The sequence below is a fragment of the Bradyrhizobium sp. JYMT SZCCT0180 genome, assembly GCF_018130165.1.
Taxonomy (GTDB): Bacteria; Pseudomonadota; Alphaproteobacteria; order Rhizobiales; family Xanthobacteraceae; genus Bradyrhizobium.
In genome coordinates this window covers 95,001-117,900 of the sequence record NZ_JAFCLZ010000008.1, presented here as the reverse complement: position 1 = coordinate 117,900, position 22,900 = coordinate 95,001, and the positions used below count along the sequence as shown (strand labels likewise).

General features: G+C 63.5%; 23 protein-coding genes. 10 read left to right on the top strand and 13 right to left on the bottom strand.

Annotated elements, in window-relative coordinates; all coding sequences use genetic code 11:
- Positions 1-29: 29 nt before the first annotated feature.
- The 3 genes from JQ641_RS13880 to JQ641_RS13870 all read right to left on the bottom strand — a co-directional run bounded on the left by JQ641_RS13880 (position 30) and on the right by JQ641_RS13870 (position 2,918).
- Complete coding sequence (locus JQ641_RS13880) at positions 30-1,247, bottom strand: ABC transporter substrate-binding protein (RefSeq protein WP_211996519.1); 1,218 nt, start codon at positions 1,245-1,247, stop codon at positions 30-32.
- 148 nt (positions 1,248-1,395) lie between these two features.
- Positions 1,396-1,794, bottom strand: coding sequence for a hypothetical protein (locus JQ641_RS13875; RefSeq protein ID WP_211996518.1), 399 nt, complete (start codon positions 1,792-1,794; stop codon positions 1,396-1,398).
- Between the two features lie 104 nt (positions 1,795-1,898).
- On the bottom strand, positions 1,899-2,918 hold the full coding sequence (locus tag JQ641_RS13870; RefSeq protein ID WP_211996517.1) for an amidohydrolase family protein: 1,020 nt from the start codon (positions 2,916-2,918) through the stop codon (positions 1,899-1,901).
- A 207-nt stretch (positions 2,919-3,125) separates the two neighbouring features.
- Here JQ641_RS13870 and JQ641_RS13865 point away from each other — a divergent pair, with 207 nt between their 5' ends.
- The 9 genes from JQ641_RS13865 to JQ641_RS13825 are packed head-to-tail and all read left to right on the top strand — an operon-like array spanning position 3,126 to position 10,448.
- Complete coding sequence (locus JQ641_RS13865) at positions 3,126-4,313, top strand: NAD(P)/FAD-dependent oxidoreductase (RefSeq protein WP_211996516.1); 1,188 nt, start codon at positions 3,126-3,128, stop codon at positions 4,311-4,313.
- Between the two features lie 31 nt (positions 4,314-4,344).
- Positions 4,345-5,616 carry an aromatic ring-hydroxylating oxygenase subunit alpha gene (locus tag JQ641_RS13860; RefSeq protein WP_211996515.1) on the top strand — a complete coding sequence of 424 codons (1,272 nt, stop codon included), beginning with the start codon at positions 4,345-4,347 and terminating at the stop codon, positions 5,614-5,616.
- Entirely contained in the window at positions 5,613-6,119 is a 507-nt protein-coding gene (locus JQ641_RS13855; protein ID WP_211996514.1) for an aromatic-ring-hydroxylating dioxygenase subunit beta, read from the top strand. The genes JQ641_RS13860 and JQ641_RS13855 overlap by 4 nt, the downstream gene beginning before the upstream one ends.
- Before the next feature lie 14 nt (positions 6,120-6,133).
- Entirely contained in the window at positions 6,134-6,895 is a 762-nt protein-coding gene (locus JQ641_RS13850) for an SDR family oxidoreductase (RefSeq protein WP_211996513.1), read from the top strand.
- An 8-nt stretch (positions 6,896-6,903) separates the two neighbouring features.
- On the top strand, positions 6,904-7,218 hold the full coding sequence (locus JQ641_RS13845; RefSeq protein ID WP_211996512.1) for a non-heme iron oxygenase ferredoxin subunit: 315 nt from the start codon (positions 6,904-6,906) through the stop codon (positions 7,216-7,218).
- A 2-nt stretch (positions 7,219-7,220) separates the two neighbouring features.
- Positions 7,221-7,904: a TetR/AcrR family transcriptional regulator gene (locus JQ641_RS13840; protein ID WP_211996511.1), complete on the top strand. Its 684-nt coding sequence runs from the start codon at positions 7,221-7,223 to the stop codon at positions 7,902-7,904.
- A complete protein-coding gene (locus JQ641_RS13835; protein WP_211996510.1) occupies positions 7,901-8,797 on the top strand; it encodes a VOC family protein in 897 nt (298 codons plus the stop codon). Before JQ641_RS13840 ends, JQ641_RS13835 begins: the two co-directional genes overlap by 4 nt.
- The gene (locus JQ641_RS13830) at positions 8,794-9,654 is read left to right on the top strand and encodes a VOC family protein (RefSeq protein ID WP_211996509.1); all 861 of its coding nucleotides are present in this window, start codon (positions 8,794-8,796) and stop codon (positions 9,652-9,654) included. The genes JQ641_RS13835 and JQ641_RS13830 overlap by 4 nt, the downstream gene beginning before the upstream one ends.
- 14 nt (positions 9,655-9,668) lie before the next feature.
- Entirely contained in the window at positions 9,669-10,448 is a 780-nt protein-coding gene (locus JQ641_RS13825; RefSeq protein WP_211996508.1) for an SDR family oxidoreductase, read from the top strand.
- Positions 10,449-10,477: 29 nt separating this feature from the next.
- Here the strand turns inward: JQ641_RS13825 and JQ641_RS13820 are convergent, their stop codons facing one another.
- The 5 genes from JQ641_RS13820 to JQ641_RS13800 form a co-directional block, all read right to left on the bottom strand.
- Positions 10,478-11,446 (bottom strand): Bug family tripartite tricarboxylate transporter substrate binding protein, encoded by a 969-nt coding sequence (locus JQ641_RS13820; RefSeq protein WP_211996507.1) that lies wholly within the window; start codon positions 11,444-11,446, stop codon positions 10,478-10,480.
- A gap of 62 nt (positions 11,447-11,508) precedes the next feature.
- Positions 11,509-12,714, bottom strand: coding sequence for a CaiB/BaiF CoA transferase family protein (locus tag JQ641_RS13815; RefSeq protein WP_211996506.1), 1,206 nt, complete (start codon positions 12,712-12,714; stop codon positions 11,509-11,511).
- Positions 12,715-12,726: 12 nt separating this feature from the next.
- Positions 12,727-14,925: an acyl-CoA dehydrogenase family protein gene (locus tag JQ641_RS13810; protein WP_249150421.1), complete on the bottom strand. Its 2,199-nt coding sequence runs from the start codon at positions 14,923-14,925 to the stop codon at positions 12,727-12,729.
- 45 nt (positions 14,926-14,970) lie between these two features.
- A complete protein-coding gene (locus JQ641_RS13805; protein ID WP_349628558.1) occupies positions 14,971-15,780 on the bottom strand; it encodes an enoyl-CoA hydratase/isomerase family protein in 810 nt (269 codons plus the stop codon).
- Between the two features lie 59 nt (positions 15,781-15,839).
- A complete protein-coding gene (locus tag JQ641_RS13800) occupies positions 15,840-16,706 on the bottom strand; it encodes a FadR/GntR family transcriptional regulator (protein ID WP_211996504.1) in 867 nt (288 codons plus the stop codon).
- An 84-nt stretch (positions 16,707-16,790) separates the two neighbouring features.
- Between JQ641_RS13800 and JQ641_RS13795 the strand changes: the two genes are divergently transcribed.
- On the top strand, positions 16,791-17,930 hold the full coding sequence (locus tag JQ641_RS13795; RefSeq protein ID WP_211996503.1) for an acyl-CoA dehydrogenase family protein: 1,140 nt from the start codon (positions 16,791-16,793) through the stop codon (positions 17,928-17,930).
- On the opposite strand, the gene JQ641_RS13790 is transcribed toward JQ641_RS13795, so the two are convergent.
- The 5 genes from JQ641_RS13790 to JQ641_RS13770 are packed head-to-tail and all read right to left on the bottom strand — an operon-like array spanning position 17,931 to position 22,895.
- Positions 17,931-19,085: a CaiB/BaiF CoA transferase family protein gene (locus JQ641_RS13790; RefSeq protein ID WP_211996675.1), complete on the bottom strand. Its 1,155-nt coding sequence runs from the start codon at positions 19,083-19,085 to the stop codon at positions 17,931-17,933. It abuts the gene before it with no gap.
- Positions 19,086-19,100: 15 nt separating this feature from the next.
- On the bottom strand, positions 19,101-19,787 hold the full coding sequence (locus JQ641_RS13785) for a nitroreductase (protein ID WP_211996502.1): 687 nt from the start codon (positions 19,785-19,787) through the stop codon (positions 19,101-19,103).
- Positions 19,784-20,824, bottom strand: coding sequence for a phosphotransferase family protein (locus JQ641_RS13780; RefSeq protein ID WP_211996501.1), 1,041 nt, complete (start codon positions 20,822-20,824; stop codon positions 19,784-19,786). The genes JQ641_RS13785 and JQ641_RS13780 overlap by 4 nt, the downstream gene beginning before the upstream one ends.
- Entirely contained in the window at positions 20,821-22,071 is a 1,251-nt protein-coding gene (locus tag JQ641_RS13775; RefSeq protein WP_211996500.1) for an acyl-CoA dehydrogenase family protein, read from the bottom strand. The genes JQ641_RS13780 and JQ641_RS13775 overlap by 4 nt, the downstream gene beginning before the upstream one ends.
- A gap of 38 nt (positions 22,072-22,109) precedes the next feature.
- Positions 22,110-22,895 carry an SDR family NAD(P)-dependent oxidoreductase gene (locus JQ641_RS13770; RefSeq protein WP_211996499.1) on the bottom strand — a complete coding sequence of 262 codons (786 nt, stop codon included), beginning with the start codon at positions 22,893-22,895 and terminating at the stop codon, positions 22,110-22,112.
- Positions 22,896-22,900: the final 5 nt, after the last annotated feature.

Here is a 22,900-nt window from a genome sequence, read left to right as displayed (position 1 = left end):
GATCTAACCGACTGATCCACCGGACGTAATCATTTCGCCGACGCCGACGTTCCGACCTCATCGATCAATTTCCAGGACGAACCTTCGAATTTCGCCATGCGCAGCGACTCATAGGGTGCGTAGTCCTGCGGCGTGGTGTTGAGCTGAATTCCGGGCAGCATCATCTTGAGGCGCGTGCCCTTCATGCTGGTCGCCTGTTTCAGGAGATTTTCCCGCGTCAGGTCGTCTCCGCACTTCGTAATCGCCAGGACGATGCCCTGCACGTTGACATAGCCCGACAGGGCGACGAAATCGCCGGGATTGTCGTTCGGCACCCACTTCTTCATGAACTCCACATACTCCTTCACCTCGGCATCATCGGCCCAGGCCGGATCGCCAGCCTGCTTGGTGAATTGCGTCGTGATGATGCCTTGTGCGTTGTCGAATCCGGCCGGCTCCAGCACGGTCTTGACCGAATTGGTTGGGCTCGCAAGGAACTGCAGCGGCGTCCAGCCGGTCTCCTTTACCTTGCGCAGGCCCTGCGCGGTGAATTTCGGCGTCGAGAAGTACAGCAACGTGTCGGCGCCGGAATCCTTCAGGCGAACGATCTGGGAGTCGATGGTCGGCTCGGTTATTTCATAGGTCACTTCGGCAACGATCTTGACCTTGTCGCCGAGCGCAGCCTTCAGGCCGACCAGAAAGTCCTTGCCGTAATCATCGTTCTGATACAGCACGCCGATCTTGGCGGCCGGCTTGTGCTTGAGGATGTACTGCCCGAACGTTTTCCCCTCCATCTCGAAGCCGGGATACATCGGCACGGTCCAGGGGAAGTTCTGCGGGTCGGCGAAACGCCGGCCGCCGGCAGACACGAAGATATGCGGCACCTTGGCACCGTTCAGATACTTCTGGATCGCGACATTCGGCGTCGTGCCGACGGTTCCGACATCGGCCAGCACCTCGTCATTCTCGACCAGTTTTCGGGTCTGTTCGATCGCCTTCGGCGGACTGAAGGCGTTGTCGAGCGAGATCATGTTGATCTTGCGGCCGTTGATGCCGCCGGCCTCGTTGACCATCTTGAAATAGCCGGTCATCACCCGGCCGTAGCTGGAGAACGCCGACGCCGGCCCGCTATAGGGTACGGTCTGGCCGAGCTTGATCTCGGTATCGGTGACGCCGGGCCCGTATTTCTTCTCGGCGGCCGACAGATCACCGATCGTTGCCACGGCCATCACGGCAACCGCGGCCGTCCATCCAAATTTCCGGATCATGCTTCCCTCCCCGTTTAGCCCGCTTGAACGGATCTCAATCTATTGGTACACTAGCATACTAATTTCCGGCTTACAAGCAAGTCAGCCGGTTTCTTGATCGCGGGCCCGTAGGTAGCGGCGTCGACGCGCATCAGCACGGCCTACCCTGCTACTCGCACGCTCTGGATTCGCCTTTGGTCTCCTGCAGTTCAATCCGGTCGATCTGTGCGAACAATTCATCCGCGATATCAAGATCGGTTGCGAAGTTCATGGGATCGGCGTGGCCGCATATCACGTCGGCGAAATACCAGGCCGCCACAGCCACCACCCGGTCCTTTGCCATCACCGCGATCTTGAGCGGATGCCTGGCGCCGACACCGCGTGCGGTCTGGTAGCCGTCGGCGATGCAATAGAGTTCGAGCCGCACCTTCCCGGTCGCTACCGCCTGGATCGAAACCTCGATGTCGCAAAAGCCGAAGGCGGGATCGTCGCGCGATCCCTCTGCATAGAAATAGAACGCTCCGATTTTACCATGCGCGCACGGTCCCAATGCGCGGTCGCGCGGCACCTGCGGGTCCGGCCTTGCCGGGGTGCGCGGTGGAAGAAGCCCAAGCGAACAGAATTGACGATAGGAATAGCAGGTAGCCAGAACAGCCTCCCTTCAGGTTTGCTTCAAGCCGGGGCCCCGATGTCGAGACCCAACAGGCCCTTTGCATTGCTCATAAACATTTCGCGCGAGAGGCCCAGCGCCCGCTCGGCAAACTCGACCGGCCGATCCTGTTTGATCGTGAACGGATAGTCTGACCCGGCCACAATGCGGTCCTTGCCGACCTTGGTCACCAGATAGTCCAGCGCGACATCGTCATAGAGGATGGTGTCGTAAAAGAACGACTTCACCATCTCGGCAGGATCGCGCGGAAACAGGCTGTCCAAGGGCGGTCCGATGCTCCGGGCGTGCCGCAGCCGCGGCAGGATCCAGGGCAGCGCGCCGCCGCCATGGCTCAGCAGTATCCGCAGTTTTGGGAAACGCTCGGTCACACCATTGGTCATCAGCGACACGGCGGCAAAAGCGGTTTCGAGCGGAAATGCCGCAACTGCCGCCAGCTCCGGCCGGCCGCCCATACGGTCGAGACCGAGCGGGTGCAGCGGATGGACCATCACCATCAAATCAGCCTGCTCGGCCGCGGCATAGACATCGTGCAGCCTGATATCACCTAGCGGAATACCGTTGATGTGGCTACCAATCTCGATGCCACGCAGGCCGAGCGATTTGATCTCGTACAATCGCTTTATGGCAAGAGACGCATCCTGCATCGGCGCCATGCCGATGCCGATGAATTGCCTGGGGTTCGCATTGCAGAGTTCGGCGATGCCCTCATTGATATGCCGGCACAGCGCGTCGGCATCCGCGGCCGGAAACCAATGCGACAGCAGTTCCGGCATTGGCGAGACCACTTGCACGTCGACATCGTCGGCCGACATGTCGTCGATGCGGCGCCTGGCGTCCCAGCTTCGGGAATCGATGGCGCGGAACACCTTGCCGCCGACCATGACCACCGCGCCATCCGCCCCCTTGCGTTCGATCGACGGCCAGAGCGGATTGCGCACCGCTTGCTGCGGAATGTGGCCGGGAACGAAATGGGTATGGGTATCGATGGCCTCGGCCACAACGCGCTTCCTCGATATTGTCATGCACCGCACTAGTTCCCCACATTCTCCGGGCGGAACCTGCGATGCCACTTTACAAGCAGGTTGGACTGTTTTTAATATGGATGCAATCGAAAGAATGGACGGCATGGTTCTGCGAACCTCGCTCGACCGGCTTCACGAGAACGGCGCGACGATCAAGATCGCGCCAGGGAGCGAAAGCGGAAATTGTCGGCGCCAAACGAAAACATCGTGATTGCAGGAGCGGGCCAGGCCGGCGGCCGTGCGGCGGAAGCGTTGCGCGCCCGCGGCTTTCAGGGCGCCATCACCATGCTCGGCGAAGAGCCCCACCCGCCCTACGAGCGGCCGCAATTGTCCAAGGCGATGCTGCACAGCCCGGGGGTGGCGGTCGCCTATATCAAACAGACCCAGGATTGGAGCGACGTCCTGAACGTTCGGCTCGAAACCGGTGCGGCCGTGACTGATTGCGACGCCGACCGCCGCACGGTTACCACAGCCGATGGCCGTTCGTTCGCCTACGATCGCCTGCTGATCGCAACGGGAACGCGGCCTCGCCGGCTTGCTGCGCTGGAAAGCCCAGGCCTTGAAGTTCAGTACCTGCGCAACGTCGAGGATGCGTTGCGCTTTCGCAAATCCGTTCAACATCAATCCCGGATCGTGATCGTCGGCGGCGGCGTGATCGGGCTCGAGGCGGCCTGCGCAGCCGCAAAGAACGGATGCCGCGTTACGGTGATCGAGAGCGAGCCGCGCTTGCTGGCCCGGGCATTCCCGCCGCTCGTCAGCGACCTCGTCGCAGCCAAGCATCGCAGCCACGGCGTCAACTTCATCCTTGGTGCGACCGTCACCGGAAGTACGCCTGCTGGCGTTAAGCTCAGCAATGGCGAAGAGGTCGAGGCGGATCTGGTGCTGATCGGCATCGGCGTCGAACCGGTGCCGACGGTCGCCGAACGGCTTGGCCTGCCAACAGCGGGCGGGATCGCCGTCGATGCCTGCGGCCGCACCGCGGCGTCAGGCGTATTCTGCGCCGGCGATGCCGCTCTGCAATGGAGCCGCTGTCACGGCCGCGCGATCCGCGTCGAAACCTGGGCCAATGCGCAGAACCAGGCGATTTCGGTGGCTGCCAACATGATCAGCGAGGCAAAGGAATACACCGATCCGCCCTGGTTCTGGACCGACCAATACGACCTGAACATCCAGGTCGCGGGCGACATGCTCGATAGCGATCACATCGTCCGCGGCGATGAACGTTCGGGAAGATATTCGGTCATCGCCATGCGCGGCTCGGAAGTGGTCGGTGCGCTGTCGGTCAATGCCGCCAAGGAGATGGCAATGCTCAAGCGCGTGATCGCAGCGAACGCGAGGCCGTCACGTGCCGATCTTGAATCGCCCGCCTACGATCTGCGGGCCGCCTTGAAATGAAAAGCAAAGAAATTTCCAGGGAGAAACAGCAATGAACGCGTTCCAACGGATGAATACCGCGCTCATGATCGATGAAGGCAAGAAGATATTCAAGGTTTCTCGCCGGGCCTTTGTCGATCCCGATATTCTGGAGGCCGAGCGGGCGCAGATCTTCGACAAATGCTGGCTCTACCTTGGCCATAGTTCCGAACTCGCCAAGCCCGGGGATTTTGTCACACGTTCGGTCGGGGGACGGAACATTTTGTTCGCGCGCGATGGCAAGGGCAATCTCAAGGCGATGCTCAACACCTGCCCGCACCGCGGCGCGCAGGTCTGCCGCGAAAAGCACGGCAGCGCCAAATCCTTCCAATGCTTCTATCACGGTTGGGTATTTGGGCTCGATGGAACGCTGCGCAGCCAGCCTGGCGAGGCCTCCTACGCCGAGGACTTCAAGGAGCGTTCGACCTCCAACATGCAGCAGGTGGCGCGCTTCGAGAGTTACCGCGATCTCAATTTCATCTGCTTCGACAAGGACGTCGAAAGTCTCTCGGACTATCTCGGTCCGGTGAAGGAGTATCTCGATGTGATCTGCGATCAGGCCGAGATGGGAATGACCATCGTCGGCGGCACGCAGGAATACTCGATGCGGGCGAACTGGAAACTGCTGACCGAGAACAGCATCGACGGCTACCACGCGTTGACGACGCATGCGACCTATCTGGACTATCTGAAGTCGGCGACCGGCGCGCTGGCTCAGGTCGCCTTTGAGGGCTCTGCGCGCGATCTCGGCAAGGGCCATGCCGTGCTCGAATACAAGGCGCCCTGGGGCCGCCCCGTCGCGCAGTGGATCCCCTCATGGGGCGAAGAAGGAAAACACGAGCTTACCCGCCTTTATGACGGCCTGGTCAAACGGTTCGGCAAGGAACGCGCCGATCGCATCGCCACCTTCAACCGCAACCTGTTTATCTTTCCGAACCTCGTGATCAACGACATCATGGCCGTGACGGTGCGAACCTATTATCCCGCCGCGCCCGATTTCATGAATATCAGCGCTTGGGCCCTCGCCCCCAAGGAAGAGACCGAATGGGCACGGAAGTACCGGCTGTTCAACTTCCTCGAATTTCTCGGGCCCGGCGGCTTTGCAACGCCTGACGACGTCGAAGCGCTCGAACAGTGCCAGCGCGGTTTTCGCAACTCCGCCGAGGCGCAGTGGAACGACATCTCGAAAGGCATGGGCAAGGAAAACCCGTCCTACGACGACGAATTGCAGATGCGCGCGTTCTGGTCGAACTGGAACGAGCATATTTTCAGGGTGCCGGCATGAGCGACGGAGTAACCGCGATGCACGCCATAGCCCGCACCGACGTCGAGGATTTCCTGTTCGCCGAAGCCGAACTGCTGGATGAATGGCGGCTCCCGGAATGGCTGGAGCTGTTCACCGACGACGCGATTTATTACGTCCCGGCGACGGACCTCGCCGTCGACGCTTCGCCCGACAACAATTTGTTCTATGTCGCCGACGACCGCTTCCGTCTCAGCGAGCGGGTCAAGCGCTTGATGAAACGCACGGCCCATGCCGAGTTCCCGCATTCGAGGACGCGACATCTGGTGAGCAACGTCCGGATCAGGAAGCAGATCGGCGACGATATCGAGGTGAGTTCGGCCTTTATCACCTACCGCACCAAGGACGGCGTGACCGACACCTATTTCGGCAGCAACCGGTATCGTCTGGTGCCCGGCAGCGGCTCGTTCCGGATCAAGGAGAAGCGCTGCCTGCTGGACAGCGAAGGCCTCCGCGCCCAGGGCCGGGTCAGCATCATTCTTTGAAAGCAAAGCAGGTAATGGACAAGAAGCTCAGGGATAATGTTGCCATCGTCACGGGCGCGGCCAAGGGCATCGGCCTTGCAATCGCCGAGCGGTTGGCGCGGGACGGCGCCAAGCTCGTGCTTGCCGACCTTGACGAGGCCGGGTTGCAACAGGCTGCCGCCCATCTCGGCAAGGAATTCGGCGCCGAGGTCACCAGCCATGCCGGCGATCTCTCCGATCAGGGCACGGCGGAGAAGACTATTAATCTCGCGAGCGAGCGCTTCGGTCGCCTCGACATCCTCGTCAACAACGCCGGCGGCGGCATCATCAGGGCCTTCGCCGAGCAAACGCCGGAAACCCTGAAGACCACGATCGATCGCAATCTGTGGACCGTGCTGTGGTGTTCCTGGTACGCGGTCCCCAGGATGCGCGCGCAGGCTTATGGCCGCATTATCAACCTCGGCGCCGACTCAGTCCGCAACGGACTGTGGGACCACGCCGCCTATAACGCCGCCAAGGGCGGGGTTCATGGCCTTACGACAGGCATGGCACGTGAATTCGCCAAGGACGGCATCACGGTCAATACGGTGGCCCCCTGCGCGGTCAACACGCCGCAGATGGTGGCGATCACCAAGAGCAACCCCGCGCTTGCCGCCAAGTTCGTCAGCGTCATTCCCATGGGCCGTCCGGCCGAAATGGTGGAAGTCGCCTCGATGGTTTCCTATCTCGCTTCCGCCGAAGCATCGTTCGTGACTGGACAGGTCATCAGCGTCAACGGCGGCAGCACCATGCTCTAGGTCTTGATATGGGTGAAACAGTCGTTCTCTGCGCGGCCAATGAAGTGGTCGAAGGTGAAATCAAGCAGGCGCCCCTGCCCGATGGCTCCAACGTGGCGCTGTATCGGGTCGACGGCGCGATCTACGCCACCGCCGACATGTGTACTCACGGAGAGGCATCGCTTGCGGAAGAAGGCATCATCACCGGGAAAACCGTGGAGTGCACGTTCCACTTCGGCACCTTCAACGTGACCACGGGTGAACCGACCGGCATGCCCTGCGAGATCGCGTTGAAAACCTACCCCGTCACTATCGTTGACGGAAACGTTCAGATCGAGGTCTAAAAATGGCGAACCGTCCTGACCGAGTCCCCGCCCCGCTGAAATCCGCGCGCCGCCCGCTCGGCACCGCCCGGCGGCGCACCCAGGCGGAACGGACCGAGGAAACGCGCACGCGCATCCTCAAGGCTGCATCGGAACTCATTCGCCGGCGCGGCTACGCCCGCTTTCGAACCGCCGACGTCGCCGCCGAGGCGGGACTTTCCCGTGGGGCGCAGCTTCATCATTTCCCGACCAAGGATTCACTTGTCGTCGCCACCCTCGAATACGTCTTCGAGCAAGCGCAGATCCAAAGCCGTCGCCGCGCGGCGGCCGTCAATCGGCCGCGTGACCTGATCGAAGCCGTGATCGAGGACGCGCGCGAGTTCTTCTTTAGCGAGCATTTCATGGTAGCGATCGACATCGTGCTGTCGACGTCGACCGATCAGGCCGTCCGCAAGCAGATCCTGGACATCTCCAGGAAGGCACGACGGCCGGTCGAGACGGCCTGGACCGAAGCGCTGGCCGCGAGCGGTGTGCCGCCTTCCCTGTCGGCCGACATCGTCGCCCTGACGCTCAGTCTGGTGCGCGGCATGGCGCTGCGCACACTGTGGGACAACGATCCCAAATGGTTCGACGAGCTGTTCGCGGTGTGGCGGCGGATGATCAAGATTTTCCTGGAATCCCAACATCCGAAGGCACGGGCGCGATGAACAACGGTCGCGCCACCCCTCTGATCACCTCGGTCTGCTACGTGCGCCTCGCGGTCAGCGAGCCCGGCGCCAGCGCACGCTTTGTGTCCGATATTTTCGGGCTGCAGCGCGTCGCCGATCAGGATGGCGAGATCGCCTTTCGTTCCGATGACCGGTTTCGCACGGTGAGCCTCGGCCAGAATTTTGCCGATGGCGCCAGCGTCGGGATCGAGGTCTGGGATGATACGGCGCTGGCAGAAATCGGCGGGCGATTGCGCGCACTCGGCTTCACGGTCCAAGAGGCGTCTGCCAGCGACTGCCGGCGCCGCTATGTACAGTCTGCGCTGCTGACGGAAGACGCATCCGGCAACCGGATCGACCTGGTGGTGCGCCCGACGCGAAGCGGACGGCGGTATTTTCCGCGGCGCGATGCCGGCATCGTCGCGTTTCATGGCGTCGGCCTTCGTAGCACCGAGCACGCACGCGACCTCGCATTCTGGCGCGCGCTCGGCGCCGAGGTCAGCGACTGGGTCGGCGACATCGCCTATTTACGGATCGACGGGTTGCACCACCGCATCGCGCTGTTTCCCTCGAACCGCAATGGGCTGCTCTATGTGGCGTTCGAGGTCGAGGCGCTCGATCAGATCATGCAGAACAGCTACTTCATGCAGGAAAGCCAGATCAGGATCGTGCAGGGCCCGGGCCGCGAGGCCGCCTCACGCCAGATGTTCCTGCACGTCGAAGGCCCGGACGGCCTGATCTTCTCTTATGTGAACGGCATGGCGGAACTCGACGGCAAGCCGCGGCTGGCGCGGCAATTCCCACTTGCTGCCTCCTCGCTCTGCAACTGGGGCAGCGAAAGCAAGGACGTACCGGAACTGAGCGCCGGGCCGATGAACAGGAGAACAACATGATCCAGCTGAAGGATGTGAGCTACGTCCGCCTCGGCTCGCCCGATCTCGAATCGGCCGAGCATTTCGCGACCGCCTGTCTCGGTCTGCAGATTGCCGAGCGCGGCAAGAAAGACCTGTACCTTCGCTCCGACGAGCGTGCGCACACGCTGTGCTACATGGAAGGCGACCCTGATGACCAGACCGTCGGCTTTGAGGTAGAGGACGAGGCGAGCCTGCAGGAGGCGGCCTCAACGCTGGAAGCGCTCGGGCATGCCGTCCATGCAGGGGCTGCGCAGGAAGCCGAGCGGCGCAAGGTAAGAGCCTTCATCGGCTTTCGCGATCCGACCGGCAATCGCATCGAACTGGTGGTGCGGCCGGAGCGCAGCGGCCGGCGCTATTTCGCCAGCCGCGATGCCGGGATCACCGGCTTCAGCCATATCGGCCTCAACTCCACCGATCCGGCGCGCGATGAGCGGTTCTGGACGCAGGTGTGCAACGCCCGCGTCAGCGACTGGATCGGCGATATTCCGCTGATGCGCGTCAATGCGATCCATCACACCATTGCGCTGGTGCGTGCGCCCAAGGCCGGCATCCAGCACATTAACCACCAGGTCGAGACCAGCGACGACGTGCTGCGCTCCTACTACTTCCTCAATGAGCGGCGCGTGCCGATCGTGTTCGGCCCCGGCCGGCATCCGACCTCGGGCGCGCGCTTCCTCTACTTCAAAGGCCCGGACGGTATGATCTTCGAATACTCGGTCGGCGTCGACGAAATCGAGGACGAGGCGACGCACCGGCCGCGGCAATTCGGCTTTGAGCCGACCAGCTTCTGCATGTGGGGCTCGAAACCCGCGGGCATGGCTTTGCCAAACTCCTGATTGGAACAGAGCAAATGGATCTGGGATTGAAGGGACGCACCGCGATCGTGTGCGCGGCAAGCCAGGGCCTTGGCAAGGCGAGCGCGATGGCGCTCGCCCGCGAAGGAGCCAACCTCATCATCGCGGCCCGCCGCGGGGACGTGCTGGAGAGTGCCGCCGACGAGATCTCATCTGCAACCGGCAACCGGCCCAAAACCGTCATTGCCGACGTCACGACCAAGGAAGGTCGCGATGCCATTCTCGCCGCCTGCCCGGCTCCCGACATTCTCATCAACAATGCCGGCGGCCCGCCACCCGGGGATTTCCGAAAGTTCGAGCGCGAGGACTGGATCAAGGCGCTCGATGGCAACATGCTGGCGCCGATCGCCCTGATCAAGGCGACGCTGGACGGTATGATCGCACGGAAATTCGGACGCATCGTCAATGTCACCTCGCATGCCGTGAAAGCGCCGGTCGCGATGCTTGCGCTTTCAAACGGCGCGCGCACCGGCTTGACGGGTTTTGTCGCGGGACTGGCACGGTCGGTCGCCGAGCACAACGTGACGGTCAACAACCTGCTGCCCGGCACGTTCGATACCGATCGCCTCAAATCCAATCTGGCGGCGCTGGCCCGGAATTCGTCGCGGGAGGTCAGCGCCGTGACCGAAGAGATCAGAACAGCCAACCCGACCAGGCGGTTCGGCCGCCCCGATGAGTTCGGCGCGACCTGCGCGTTCCTGTGCTCGGCGCAGGCCGGTTACATCACCGGGCAAAACATTCTGATCGACGGCGGCGCCTATCCCGGCACGTTCTGACTAGAGCAGGCCCGACCAGCTTCCGGCCATTACTCGGTCTTGACGTTGCGCTCCTCGATGACCTTGCGCCACGCGGGAATTTCGGCCGCTATGATGGCGGACAGTTCGGCGGGCGTACTGGTCGCGGCCTCGACGCCGTAGGCCAGAAAGCGGTCGCGCAATTGCGGCGTCGCCAGCGTCGTGTTGATGGCGGCGTTGAGTTTACCGACGATCTCCGGCGGCGTGCCCGCGGGAGCCAACAACCCGAACCAGGTTTCGACTGAATACCCCTTCAAGACGTTGCCGATGGGCGTGGCCCCGGGAGCGACGGCGGAGCGCTCGGGCGACGAGACGCCGAGCAGCTTCACCTTGCCGGAGCGGATATGCTCGTTCAGCGTGTCGGATGTTGTTGTGAGCAGGATGTCGACCTCGCCGGCAAAGATCGCGAGCGTTGTCGGAGCCTGGCCACGATACGGGACGTGGACCATCTGCAGCCCGGCCTGGTTGAGAAAACGCTCGGTGCTCAGATGTCCGAGCGAGCCCGGTCCGGCCGTCGCATACAGCATCGGCTTGCCCTGCGCCTTGGCGTAGGCAATCAGGCCGGCGGCATCGTTCACCGGCACCTTTTCACTCGCAACCAGAACCAGCGGCGCCTTGGAGACCAGCGAGACCGGCGCAAAGCTCTTCAACGGATCGAAATCGACACCCTTCTGAAGCAAAGGGGCGATCGAGATCGGGCCGTTGTTTGCAAACAAAAGCGTGTAGCCATCGGGATCCGCCCGGGCGGCTTCGTTGGCGCCGGTCGTGCCCGCCGCGCCCCCGCGGTTGTCGATGACGAGCGGCTGGCCTAGGATCTTCGCCATCGGCTCCTGCAGCGCGCGCGCCATGATGTCGGTCGAACCGCCGGCGGGATACGGCACGATGAGCCGGATCGGCCGCGACGGATAATTGTCCGCGGCGGCAGGTCCAGCAAGAACCACAAGCCCGAGCGCAAGAGCGAAGAAATGAAGTCGTTTCACGTCGATCCTCCCATCAGGTCGTCTTTTCTTGTTTGATGCAGCCTTTGGTTTTCCGGGCGGCGTTATTCCGCCGCAGCTATGGCACCCTTTCCGAACGCGCCGGAGGCGGCCAGTTTTGCGATTTCGTTCGCGGACAGTCCGAGCACGCGTTCGAGCACGTCGTCGCGGTGCGACCCGATGGACGGAATTTCCCGCCCGATCGCACTACGCGCCCCCGACATTCGCCACGGCGCGTTGACGCCCTTGAATTCGCCGGCAGCGTCCGCGATCGGCGCAAATGTGCCGCGACCGGCAAGATCTGAATCGTCCAGGGCCTCGGCCGGGTCACGAAAGCGCGCGCAGGGAATGCCGGCCTGATCGAGCAAGGCTAAGCATTCGTCCATCGTGTACTGCATGGTCCATTTTTCAATGACCTGCATCATTGCGGTCCAGTTCGCGCCGCGCGCCGGCACCGATGCGAACCGTGGGTCGGATGAAAGCTCCGGCAGGCCGGTCAGGTCGCGAAGGGCCGCGAAGTTGCGCGCCGACACCGGCGCGATCAGGATGTCGCCATCCCCAGTGCGCACGGGCCCGTAAGTCGGCCGTGGCACCGGTTTGGAGAACTGCGCTTCCTGCAGCTCATACACCAAGAGGTTCAGCATGCAGTCCATCAGGGCGACATCGATGCGCTGTCCTTCGCCGGTGCGCGAGCGCTGCACCATTGCCGTCTGAATCGCCGAGAAGCCGAAAATGCCGCCGAGAACATCGGCGACGAACACCGCACCCGCCGCCGGCCGGTCGCGGTCGCCGGCATAGCGCATCAGCGTGCGATCGAAGCCGCTCTCGGCATGAACGATCATCGCATAGGCGGCGCGCTCGGCCTGCGGACCGGTCTGGCCGTAGCCGGAGATCGAGCAGTAAATTAGTCTCGGATTGATCTTTCGCAGCGTCTCATATCCGAGACCCAGGCGCTCCATCACACCGGGTCGAAAATTCTCGACCAGGATGTCGGAGTTCTCGACCATGAGATGCACGAGCTTGATCGCGTCAGGTGATTTCAGGTCGAGCGCGATACTCCGCTTGCCGGCATTGAGCTGGCCGAAATAGGCACTGTGGCCGTCACGCACCGGCGCACGCAGGCGCATCTCGTCGCCTTCCGGCGGTTCGATCTTGATCACTTCCGCGCCGACATCCGCCAGAAGCCGCGCGCAATAGGGCCCGGCCAGCATGATGGAGAAATCCAGCACCCGCACGCCCTCGAGGGGCGATGTCGATGGTTCATCCTGCATGCTGCCTGTCTCCTATCTCGGCAGCCCGAGCCCGCGCTGGGCGATCAGGCTACGCTGTATCTCGTTGGTCCCGATGCTGATCACCCACATCAGTGAATGCCGCAGGTTCTGTTCGAACCGGCCATTGTCGATCGCCCCCGGCATCTGCTCGGAAAGGGCGGCGCGCATCCCGAGAATTTCGAGCGCCGCCTCGCCGAAGCGTTCCATCAGTTCGCCGGAATAGACCTTGCTGATCGCGCCATATTCCGGCGGCGTCACGCCATCGGCCGCGAGTTCGGCGCAACGCATCATCAGTTGCCGGCCAATTTCGATTTCGCAGGCAAGCGTCGCCATCTTGTCGCGCACGATCGCATCCTGAGCGGGCGGCGGCCGATCGCCCTCAGCCGCCATCACATGCCGACGCAGTTGCTCGAAGGCGTGGGCCACCTTCAGCACGATGCCGCCGCCGACCAGACCGCGCTCAAAGGCGAGCGCGCCCGTCAGGACTTTCCAGCCGCCATTGACCTCGCCGACGATGTTTTCCAGGGAAATGCGAACGTCGTCGTAGAAGATGTTGGCAAACGTACCGTCATACATCGTGCTCGCCGGCTGGATCGTAATGCCCGCCGCGTTCATCGGGACGATGAACATGCTGATGCCAGCGTGCGGCGGCTTGGCATTCCCATCGGTCCGGGCGGCAAGAAACATGTATTTTCCCCACCAGGTCGTGGTCCAGATCTTCTGGCCGTTGATGACCCAGTGCTCGCCGTCCCGCACCGCGCTGGTGCGCAGCGCGGCAAGATCGGAGCCGGCCTGGGGCTCGCTGTAGCCCATGCCGTGCATGGCCTCGCCCCGCAGGATTTCCGGCAGATATTTTTGCTGCTGCGTCGGCGTGCCGAACATCATCAGGGCGTTGGCCTGAATCGACGCGCCGATCCGCGGTGCCTCGCCCTGCTCCATCGTCTCCATGAATGCGATCTGCTCCAGCGGAGAACGGCCTTGCCCGCCGAATTCCTTTGGCCATCCGAGGCCGATCCATCCGGTCCTGCCGATATCGCGCGCGAAGCCGCTGTCGAACTCACGCTTTTCAAATGGCAGTTCGTCGAACCTGGCCTTCCGCTCTCCCGACCAGTTCTGATCGAGCCATCGCCGCACCTGTTCGCGCAGCTCGTTGCCGGCCGAACCGAGATCGTATTGCGGCAGCGGCGCGCCGTCGCGATCCAGCAAATACGAAGCCAGCCGCCGCCGCGCCTCGGGCGCCCCTCCGAGTGCGACCGTGTCCAGGTGCACGCGCTTGAAATGGTGCGCGGCCTCGTGCTCTTCGGCATAGCCGATGGCGCCGAAAACATGCTGGGTCTCGAGCGACACACGCCGCAGCGCGTCACCACCGAAGGCAGCCGCGCAATCGGCGAAATAGCGCCAGTTGCGGTCTCCAGTGTCATGCAGCCCGGCCGCATGATCCAGGATGAGGCTGACGCCTTCGAGCGCAATGAGGCAGTTCGCGAGCTTGTGCTGGATCGCCTGGAACTTTGCGATTGGTTGCCCGAACTGGTGATGCTCCTTGGCATAGTCCACGGCCAGCTCGAACGCCCGCCGGGCCGCGCCGTATGCCCGCCCCAGCAATACTACCTGGGCCTTTAGACGGAGATCGTCGAGATTGGCGCCTTCAAGGGGAAGCGGCGTCAGCGGCGCCGAATTCAGCCGCACCTCGCAGAGCCCCCAGGCGCCCATGGCGCGCGTCGGCGTGAGGACAATGCCTGATGCACCCAGTTGGACGAGGGCAAGACGGGACGCGTCAACGGCCACGAGGAGATGTGTGGCACCGGCGGCCTCGACGAAACGAAGCACGCCTGTCGCGCGCGAGCCGTCAATCCGGATCGATCCCGCACCCACATCAGGATTGCGGACGCCGAAGGAGAAGGCGGCCACCGCCGTGCCGGCGTGCAGCTTTTCCAGCAGTTCCACCGCCGCGTCGGTCCGCGAGCCCGAGAGCGAAAGATTCGCCAACGCAGCGGACCACATCGGCGCCAGACAGGCGGCACGGCCAAGCTCTTCCATCACCACCAGGATTTCGCGAAGGCCACCTTCGTCACGGCCGGAGCCGAGCGCCGCCATCCCCTGCCCAATGAGCTTGCGCCAGATCGCCGAGGTATCATCCGGGGACGGCTGCTCCTTGCCGCCGCCTGCGGCCCAATGCGCTTCGAGAAACCCGCGCAGGGAATCCCGAAGCATTTTGGCGATGTCGTCGTTCGGAGGCGCGGCCGCATCCATGAGAGACTATGCCTTGCCGTACTTCGGCTTGCGCTTCTCCTTGAAAGACATGGTCGCCTCTTTGTGGTCAGCAGTCTCGAATGTCACCTGTTCGAGCGCCATCGAGGCCTCCAGCATCATGTTCACGCGGTCCTTAACGATCTGGTTGATCGACAGCTTGGTCCAGCGAATGGCCCAGGTCGGGCCGTTGGCGAGCTCAATCGCGATCTCGCGGGCCTTGGCGAGCACCTCCCCACGCGGCGCAACGTGGTTGACCAGCCCGATCCGCTCGGCCTCCGCGCCTTTCAGGAGCGTGCCGCGGATCAGATACTCCTTGGCCTTGTTGATGCCGATCAGCAGAGGCCAGATCACGGTGCCGCCGTCGCCGGCGACCAGCCCGACGCGCGAGACGTGGGTATCACCGATGCGCGCGTCCTCCGCCATCACCGTGATGTCGCAAAGCAGCGCGTGGGTCGCGGCGAGGCCGATGGCGTCGCCGTTAATCGCCGCAATGATCGGCTTATCGAGTTCGAGCTGGCGGGTCACACCACGCCGGCTGATCATGGGATCGTGGACTTCGCCCTCTTCGAGGACGTCGCCGCCCGGCCGCTCCGACATCGCTTTTACGTCGCCGCCGACGCTGAAGAAGTCGCCCGCGCCGGTCAGCACCACGACGTTGACGGCGTGATCGTCAGCCAGGTCGTCCCAGATGGTCCGGAGTTCGCGGATCAGCTTCTGATTGATGGCGTTGCGCGCTTGCGGCCGGTTCAGGGTCACGGTCGCGACCTTGTCGGCGACCTCCACCGACAGGCATTCGTATCTGGCGTACTGGGACACATTTTCCTCCGTTGTTATAATTGTTCGAGCGTGGATCGAGCCACCCTCTGCTGTCTGCGCTATCTGCGCATTCCGGGCTGCACCTCCGCCAACGCGACGTGAAGCGACATCGCGCCGGGGTCCTGCTCCAGCATCCGCTGCACGGATTCCAGGTGGGTACGCATCAGGCGCGTTGCCGACGCAACGTTTCGTTCACCCAGCGCCGCCAGGAATTGCCGCCGCTTTTCCGCCAGCCGCGCCATCGCGACGCCGCTCGACGAGACCTTGGCGTAGACGAAGCGCATGTGAATCTCGGTGACCGAATCCATGATCATGGCGATCACCTTGTTTCCGGTCGACGCCGCGAGCAGCTTGTAGAACTCGCGCGAGCATTCGACGCGGTCCAGCAGCCGCCCCTCCCGCGTCGCATCCTCGGTGCGCCGGATATTGGCCTCTAGCGCGTCAAGATCGGCTTTCCGCGCGTTGGCACAGGCCAGCCGCACCACGAGATCGAGTACGTGAACGCGTGCTTCGGACAATTCCCGGACCGAAATCGTGCCGAGCGACAGCATATCGCGCATCACGCCGTTCATGCGGCTGGTATCGCCCTCCTGAATAAAGGCCCCGCCCTTGACGCCCTTCAGCAGCCGAAGCACGCCGGCCATTTCGAGGCTGCGCAAGGCCTCGCGCAGGACGTTGCGGCTGACGCCGAGCTGCTGGGCCAGATCGCGCTCGGGCGGCAGCTTGTCGCCCGGCTTGAGGACGCCGAGCGCGAGCTGCTCGCGGATGCGCTCGCAGATTTCCTCGAACGCACGCCGTGTGTGGATCGGGCGGAATGCCGGCGCCGCCGGCGCTCCAGCCGCGCGGTGATCGGGGACCCGTTCGCGCCGATTGGGCGATGGGGATCTGGGGCGGGCGGGCGTGCGAGGGCTTGACTTGGTGCTCATGGGGTGAATTATTAAATGGATCACCCATTCAATGGAAGTCCCTTTTTCAAACTTCCGGCAAGAAACGATGACCCAGGGATCAACATGAGCTTCACCGAGGAGCAGATCGCATTCCGCGACACCGTGCGGAAAATGGTTGCAAAGCACGTCGCGCCGATCGCGGCCGAGATCGACGAGACCGACCGTTTCCCGCTCGAACTCGTAAAACTGTTCGGCGAGATGGGGCTGATGCAGCTCTGGGTGCCGGAACGTTACGGCGGTCCGAACGGCAACCTGACCATGGCGTGCCTCGCCCGAGAGGAGATTTCCAGGGTCTCGCCGGCCTGCGCCTCGATCGCGGCGCTGAACACCATGTTCATCATGCCGCTGCTTCACTTCGGCTCCGAGGAGCAGCGCGCCAAATACCTGCCGATCATCGCCAAGGGCGGCATCGTCACGGCGATCGCGATATCCGAGCCTCAAGCCGGCTCCGACGTGACCGCAATCAACACGCGTGCCCGGAAGGACGGCGACAGCTACGTCATCAACGGCCGCAAGCAATGGTGCAGCTATGGCGTCGTCGCCGACTACATTGTGGTGATGGCCCGGACCAGCGACGCCCCGGGCGCCGACGGGATCAGCGCCTTCATCGTCGAGCCGAAGAAGATGTCAGGTATTTCGTTTGGACGCCACGAGCGCAAGATGGGCTTCCGCGGCGCGCCGAACACGCCGATCTTCTTCGACAATGTCCGCGTGCCCACGGAGAATTTGGTCGGGGAAGAAGGCAAGGGTTTCCGGGCGTCGATGCGCGCGCTCGACCTCAACCGGCCGACCATCGGTGCTCAGTCCGTCGGGTTGGCGCAAGGCGCGCTCGACGCGTGCGTTGCCTACGCCAAGGAGCGCAAGCAGTTCAAGAAGGCGATCTCGGAGTTCCAGGGCGTGCAGTTCATGCTGGCCGACATGGCCATGCAGATCGAGGCGGCGCGCGCCCTCGTCTATGAATGCGCCCGGGCCGGCGACGCCGGCGACTGGAAACGCCTCAATTTGCTCGCCAGCATGGCCAAATGCGTCGGCAGCGACATGGCCATGAAGGTGACAACGGACGCCGTCCAGATATTCGGTGGCTACGGCTACACCATGGATTATCCGGTCGAACGCATGATGCGCGACGCCAAGCTGACCCAGATCTTCGAAGGCACCAACCAGATCCAGCGCGTGGTCATCGCGCGCGAACTGCTTCGATAGTCACCCCTGTGCCATCGCGCCGGTTGCTTCCAGCGCTGTGACCTGGTCAGGTGAAATGCCCCAGTCCGCGAGCGCCTGCCGGCTGTCGCGGCCGGGCGCGGGCGTTGGCGTGCGAAGCTCGGAAGGCGTGCGGGAAAACCGTGGCGCCGGGCTTGGATGCCGCACTCCGTCAAACCTTGCATAGACCTCACGGGTTTGCATCTGCGGATGGCTGGGCGCTTCGTCGATCGTCAATACCGGTGCAAGACAGGCGTCGCGCCCCGCCGCCATCGCGACCCATTCGTCGCGCGGACGGGTGGCGAAGACTTTCGCGAAGCGCTTGCGCATCTCCGGCCACGCCGTGCGATCGTTCTGGTCCGGCAGGGGTTCTCCATCGATGCCCATCACCTTCAGGAGACTGGCGTAGAACTGCGGCTCGATGGCGCCAACGGCTATAAACTTGCCGTCGCTTGTAGCATAGCTGCCATAGAACGGTGCGCCGCCATCGACGATGTTGTCGGCACGCCGCCCGGTCCAGCTGCCCTGCTGGCGGAACGCCTGGAACGCCGACATCAAATGCGTGACGCCGTCGATCATGGCGACGTCGATCGTCTGTCCCCGGCCCGATTGCCGCGCTTCCATCGACGCCGCGAGCAGGCCCACCATGAGGTACATTGCGCCGCCGCCGAGATCGGCGACCAGGTTGAGCGGCGGCGGCGGCGGCCGATCGGCGTCGCCAAGGCAATGCAACGCGCCGGTCAGCGCAAGGTAGTTGATGTCGTGGCCCGCCTCCTGCGCCATCGGCCCCTCCTGCCCCCAGCCCGTCATGCGCGCGTAGACCAGCCCCGGATTGATCCCGTGGCAGACATCGGGACCGAGCCCGAGCCGCTCCATCACGGAGGGACGAAAACCTTCGATCAGAGCGTCCGCTCCGGCTACGAGGTCCAGCACGGTCGCCACGGCCTGAGGCTGCTTGAGGTCCAGCGCCACGGAGCGCTTGTTGCGATTGTAGAAGTCGAAGCGCGGCGGCAGGTCCGGCTCGATACCCGGCTTGGCGATGCGATCGATCCGCAGGACGTCGGCGCCGAGATCGCCGAGCAGCGCTCCGGCGAACGGCGCAGGGCCGATCCCGCCCATCTCGACGACACGAAAGCCGTTCAGCGGTCCGGTCACGATAAAGTCTCCTCTGTCTCAGCGATGGAACCGGACGGCAGCGTCGATATCAGCGCGGCCGACGCGTGCGGCGTTGGCCTTGATACTGCGGTCCTCGTAGCCAAACGAAACGCCGAACAGCAGTTTGTAATTCTGGGGAATGCCGAGCTGTTCGCGGATGATTTCAGGAAACAGCCCGAGAGCGCCCTGCGCGCAGGACGCGATGCCGCGCGCGGTCAGCGCCAGCATCAGGGTTTGCGCATACATGCCGATATCGGCCGCTTCGCGCGTATCGAAAGGCGCCGGCATGAAAATCAAAACGGCATGCGGCGCGTCGAAGAAGGCGTGATTGCGGATATAGGCCATCTTGCGGCCGATCACGTCGCTCCGCTCGACCCCCATCGCGCCGTATAATTTCTGCGCCGCGTCCACCTGCCGCTCGCGATAGATGCCGGTGAACTTGCCGTCAGCGGGCCAGTCGGGTTTGATCGGTTCGTCCCGCATCCCGGCCGCGACCAGCGCCGCGCGAAGACGTTTCAACGCTTCACCCGAAACGACATGCGGCGTCCACGGCTGCACGTTGCAGTTCGACGGCGACCATTGCGCAAGCTCGAACACCTCGCGGAGCATCGCCTCGGGAACCTCGTCGGGCAGAAAGCCACGCACCGAGCGGCGGCGCCGGATCGCCTCGTCGATGGTCATGGCGGGCCGTTCGCGCATGCTCATCGTTCGTCCTCGATCAACGCAACACCGCGCTTCGCATAGGCCCGCGCCAGATGCCGTCCGACACGCGCCGCGTCCGGCAACACCCCGGTGCCGAGATCCCCGCGCGCGGCGACGCCGGCGCTGCCGACCGCGCCGCGAAACATCGCGAACACCTGGTGAAACCGCGAAAGACACTCGGTCGCGCCGGACAGCTTGTAATAGAGTTCGAGGTAATCGCGCTCGGACGGAATCCCCAGCTCCTCCAGCGGCAGGCCAAGCAATCCGCCGTTTTCGTCCGGCGCCATCAGCCAGGCCTGGCTGTTGAAAGCGAGATCGACGAGCGGATGACCGAGCGTCGAAAGCTCCCAGTCGAGCACGCCGATCACGCGCGGCTCTGTTGCATGAAACATCACGTTGGCGATACGGAAGTCGCCATGACAAAGGGCTGTGGTCTCGCTTTCGGGCAAGCGCTCGGCAAGCCAGCGCACCATCCTGTCGAGCGCGGGGTTATCGTCATCGCCGCTCCGGAATTTTGTCCATTGCTCCGACCAGCGCTTGAGCTGGCGGGCAAAATAGTTTCCGGGCCGGCCGAAATCGCCTAGCCCCAACGCCCGGTAGTCCAGCCGGTGGATGGCGGCCAGCGCGGCGCACATCGAGCCGAACAGCTCGGCGCGCTCGGCGCGGGCGAGTCCCGGAGTGCCGAACTCGTTAAAGACGCGACCGCCCAACCATTCCATGAGATAGAACGGCGTCCCGACGATCTCGCGATCCTCGCAGTACCGATAGGGTTTTGGTGTCGGAACGGAGCTGCCTTGCAGCGCCGTCAGCACACGAAATTCGCGGTCGATCGCATGTGCCGACGGCAGCACGTCCTTCGGCTGCTTGCGCAGCACCGCGCGCCACTCGCCGCGGCTGACAAAATATGTCGGGTTCGACATCCCGCCATGCGTGCGTTCCACCCGCGTCGGACCTGTGCCGCCGAGCCAGCCCTTCAGATATTCATCGAGCCGCGCCACGTCGAAGTCGATGCCGCGGTCGGAGGCATCAGCCCCGGTCATCCGCTGCTCGCACGCTTGCCGCTGAAGTTGAACAGGTATTGCGCGACGCGCCTTATCTGCACTTCCTCGGTGCCCTCGGTAATCCGATAACGGCGATGGTGGCGGTAGATGTGCTCGAACGGCATTGCACGGCTGTACCCAATGCCGCCATGCACCTGCATCGCCCGGTCGGCCGCCTCGCAGCACAGCCGGTTGGCGCGGAAGTTACAGATCGAGACCATGTCGCTGATATCAAGCGGATTCTGGCGGTCCATCTGCCACGCCGTACGGAAGATGAAGTTGCGCACCAATTCGTATTCGGCCCACAGCTCGACCAGCGGAAACTGCACCGCCTGCTTCCGCGCGAGCGGCTCGCCAAAGGCGACGCGGTCCTTGGCGTATTCGACGGCCTTCAGGATACAGTACCGAGCGGCGCCCGCGCTCGCCGCCGCCTGGCGCACGCGGTTTTCGTGCACAAAGCGCTGCGCGACGACGAGGCCCTCGCCCTCCCTGTGCAGGATCGCGCTGTCGGGCACGCGCACGTTGACCAGTTCCGTCTCCGCGTGATCGCTGGGCATGTTGAAAGTCCAGTGATTGTAGAGCACGTGATGGCCGGGCGTATCCGTCGGAACGATGAAGGCGGTAATGCCTTTGGCCTCGCCCGGCTTGCCGGAGGTGCGGGCAAAGACCAGATTGGCGTGGGCGCGGGCCACCTGGCTGTTCCAGCGCTTGCGGCCGTTGATGACCCAATGATCGCCGTCACGTACGCCTTCCGTCTCCAGCCACGTCGCGTCGCTGCCATGTCCGGGTTCGGTCAGGGCGAAGGAAAGGTGTTTGTTTCCGGTAATGATGCCCTCGATATAGCTCTTCTGTTCCTCGGTGCCGTAGTCGGCGAGCGCCGGAATGATCGGGAAATTGCCGACGATCGAAGATTCGTCCTGCAGATCGTTGTGCAGGCCGAGTCCCTTGGCGGCGAGGTGCTCGCGGATGGCGGCGATCGCCAGATTGGAGGCGGCCTGGCCGCCGCATGATTTCGGCAGGCCGTAGCGCAGATGCCCTGCCTTGTCGGCGCGACGCTCCATTTCGCTGATCAGCGCACGCCATTCGGTGCGCGGGCGTCCGTCATCGTCCCAGTCGGTTCGGGCATTCTCGCGGCGATGATCGAAGAACCTGATATTGTCGCGCTCGAGCGGTTTGATCTCGGCCTCGATGAAGGCGTCCAGCTCAGCAAGCTTGTCGGTGATTTCCTTGGGCAGTTCGAAATCCATGGCGCCTCTCCCGGTGCTCTCTTTGTTTTGGGCCGCTGCTAGAGCGCGATCCGCCCATAAGGGTGGGTACTGCTGACGCCGCCGTCGACCGAGAGCAATTGTCCGTCCACATAGGAAGAATCATCGCTGGCAAGGAAAGCCGCGGCGGCGGCGATTTCCTCGGAACGCCCGGGGCGTTTCATCGGCGTCACATGGCCGAGCTTGGCTTCAACGCCCCGCGCGCGGGCATCCTCGAACACTTTTCGGGTCAGCTGCGTTTCGACCAGCCCGGGCAGCACGGCATTGACGCGCACTCCGGTGCCGGCAAAGGCATTGGCCGCCGTCTGCGCCAGATTGTTCACCGCCGCCTTGCTCGCGCTGTAGGAGATGGCGCCGGCATTGGCGCGCAGCGATGCGGCCGACGAGGTAAGGATGATAGAGCCGTAGCCCTGCGCCGTCATGTGCCGGCCGGCATATTTGATGGCAAGGAAGCAACTGATGGTGTTGATGCGGTAGACTTCCGACCACTCCTCGACCGTCTGCTCCAGCAGCGGCGTGTTGGTTCCGGTCACGCCGATATTGGCGAAGAAGATTTCCAGACCGCCGAATTCCGCCACGCAGCGCCGGACGATCTCGGCGACGTTTTCCTCGACCGCCGCGTCCGTGATCAACGCCGATGCGATGCCGCCTTCGTCCCGGATCGCTGCTGCCGTTTCCTCGGTATTGCCGGCGCGGCCGACCACCAGCACGGAAGCGCCTTCGCGCGCGAAACGAATCGCGCTGGCGCGGCCGATGCCGCTGCCACCGCCGGTAACGACCGCGCGCTTGCCCTCCAGTCGCTTCATTGCGC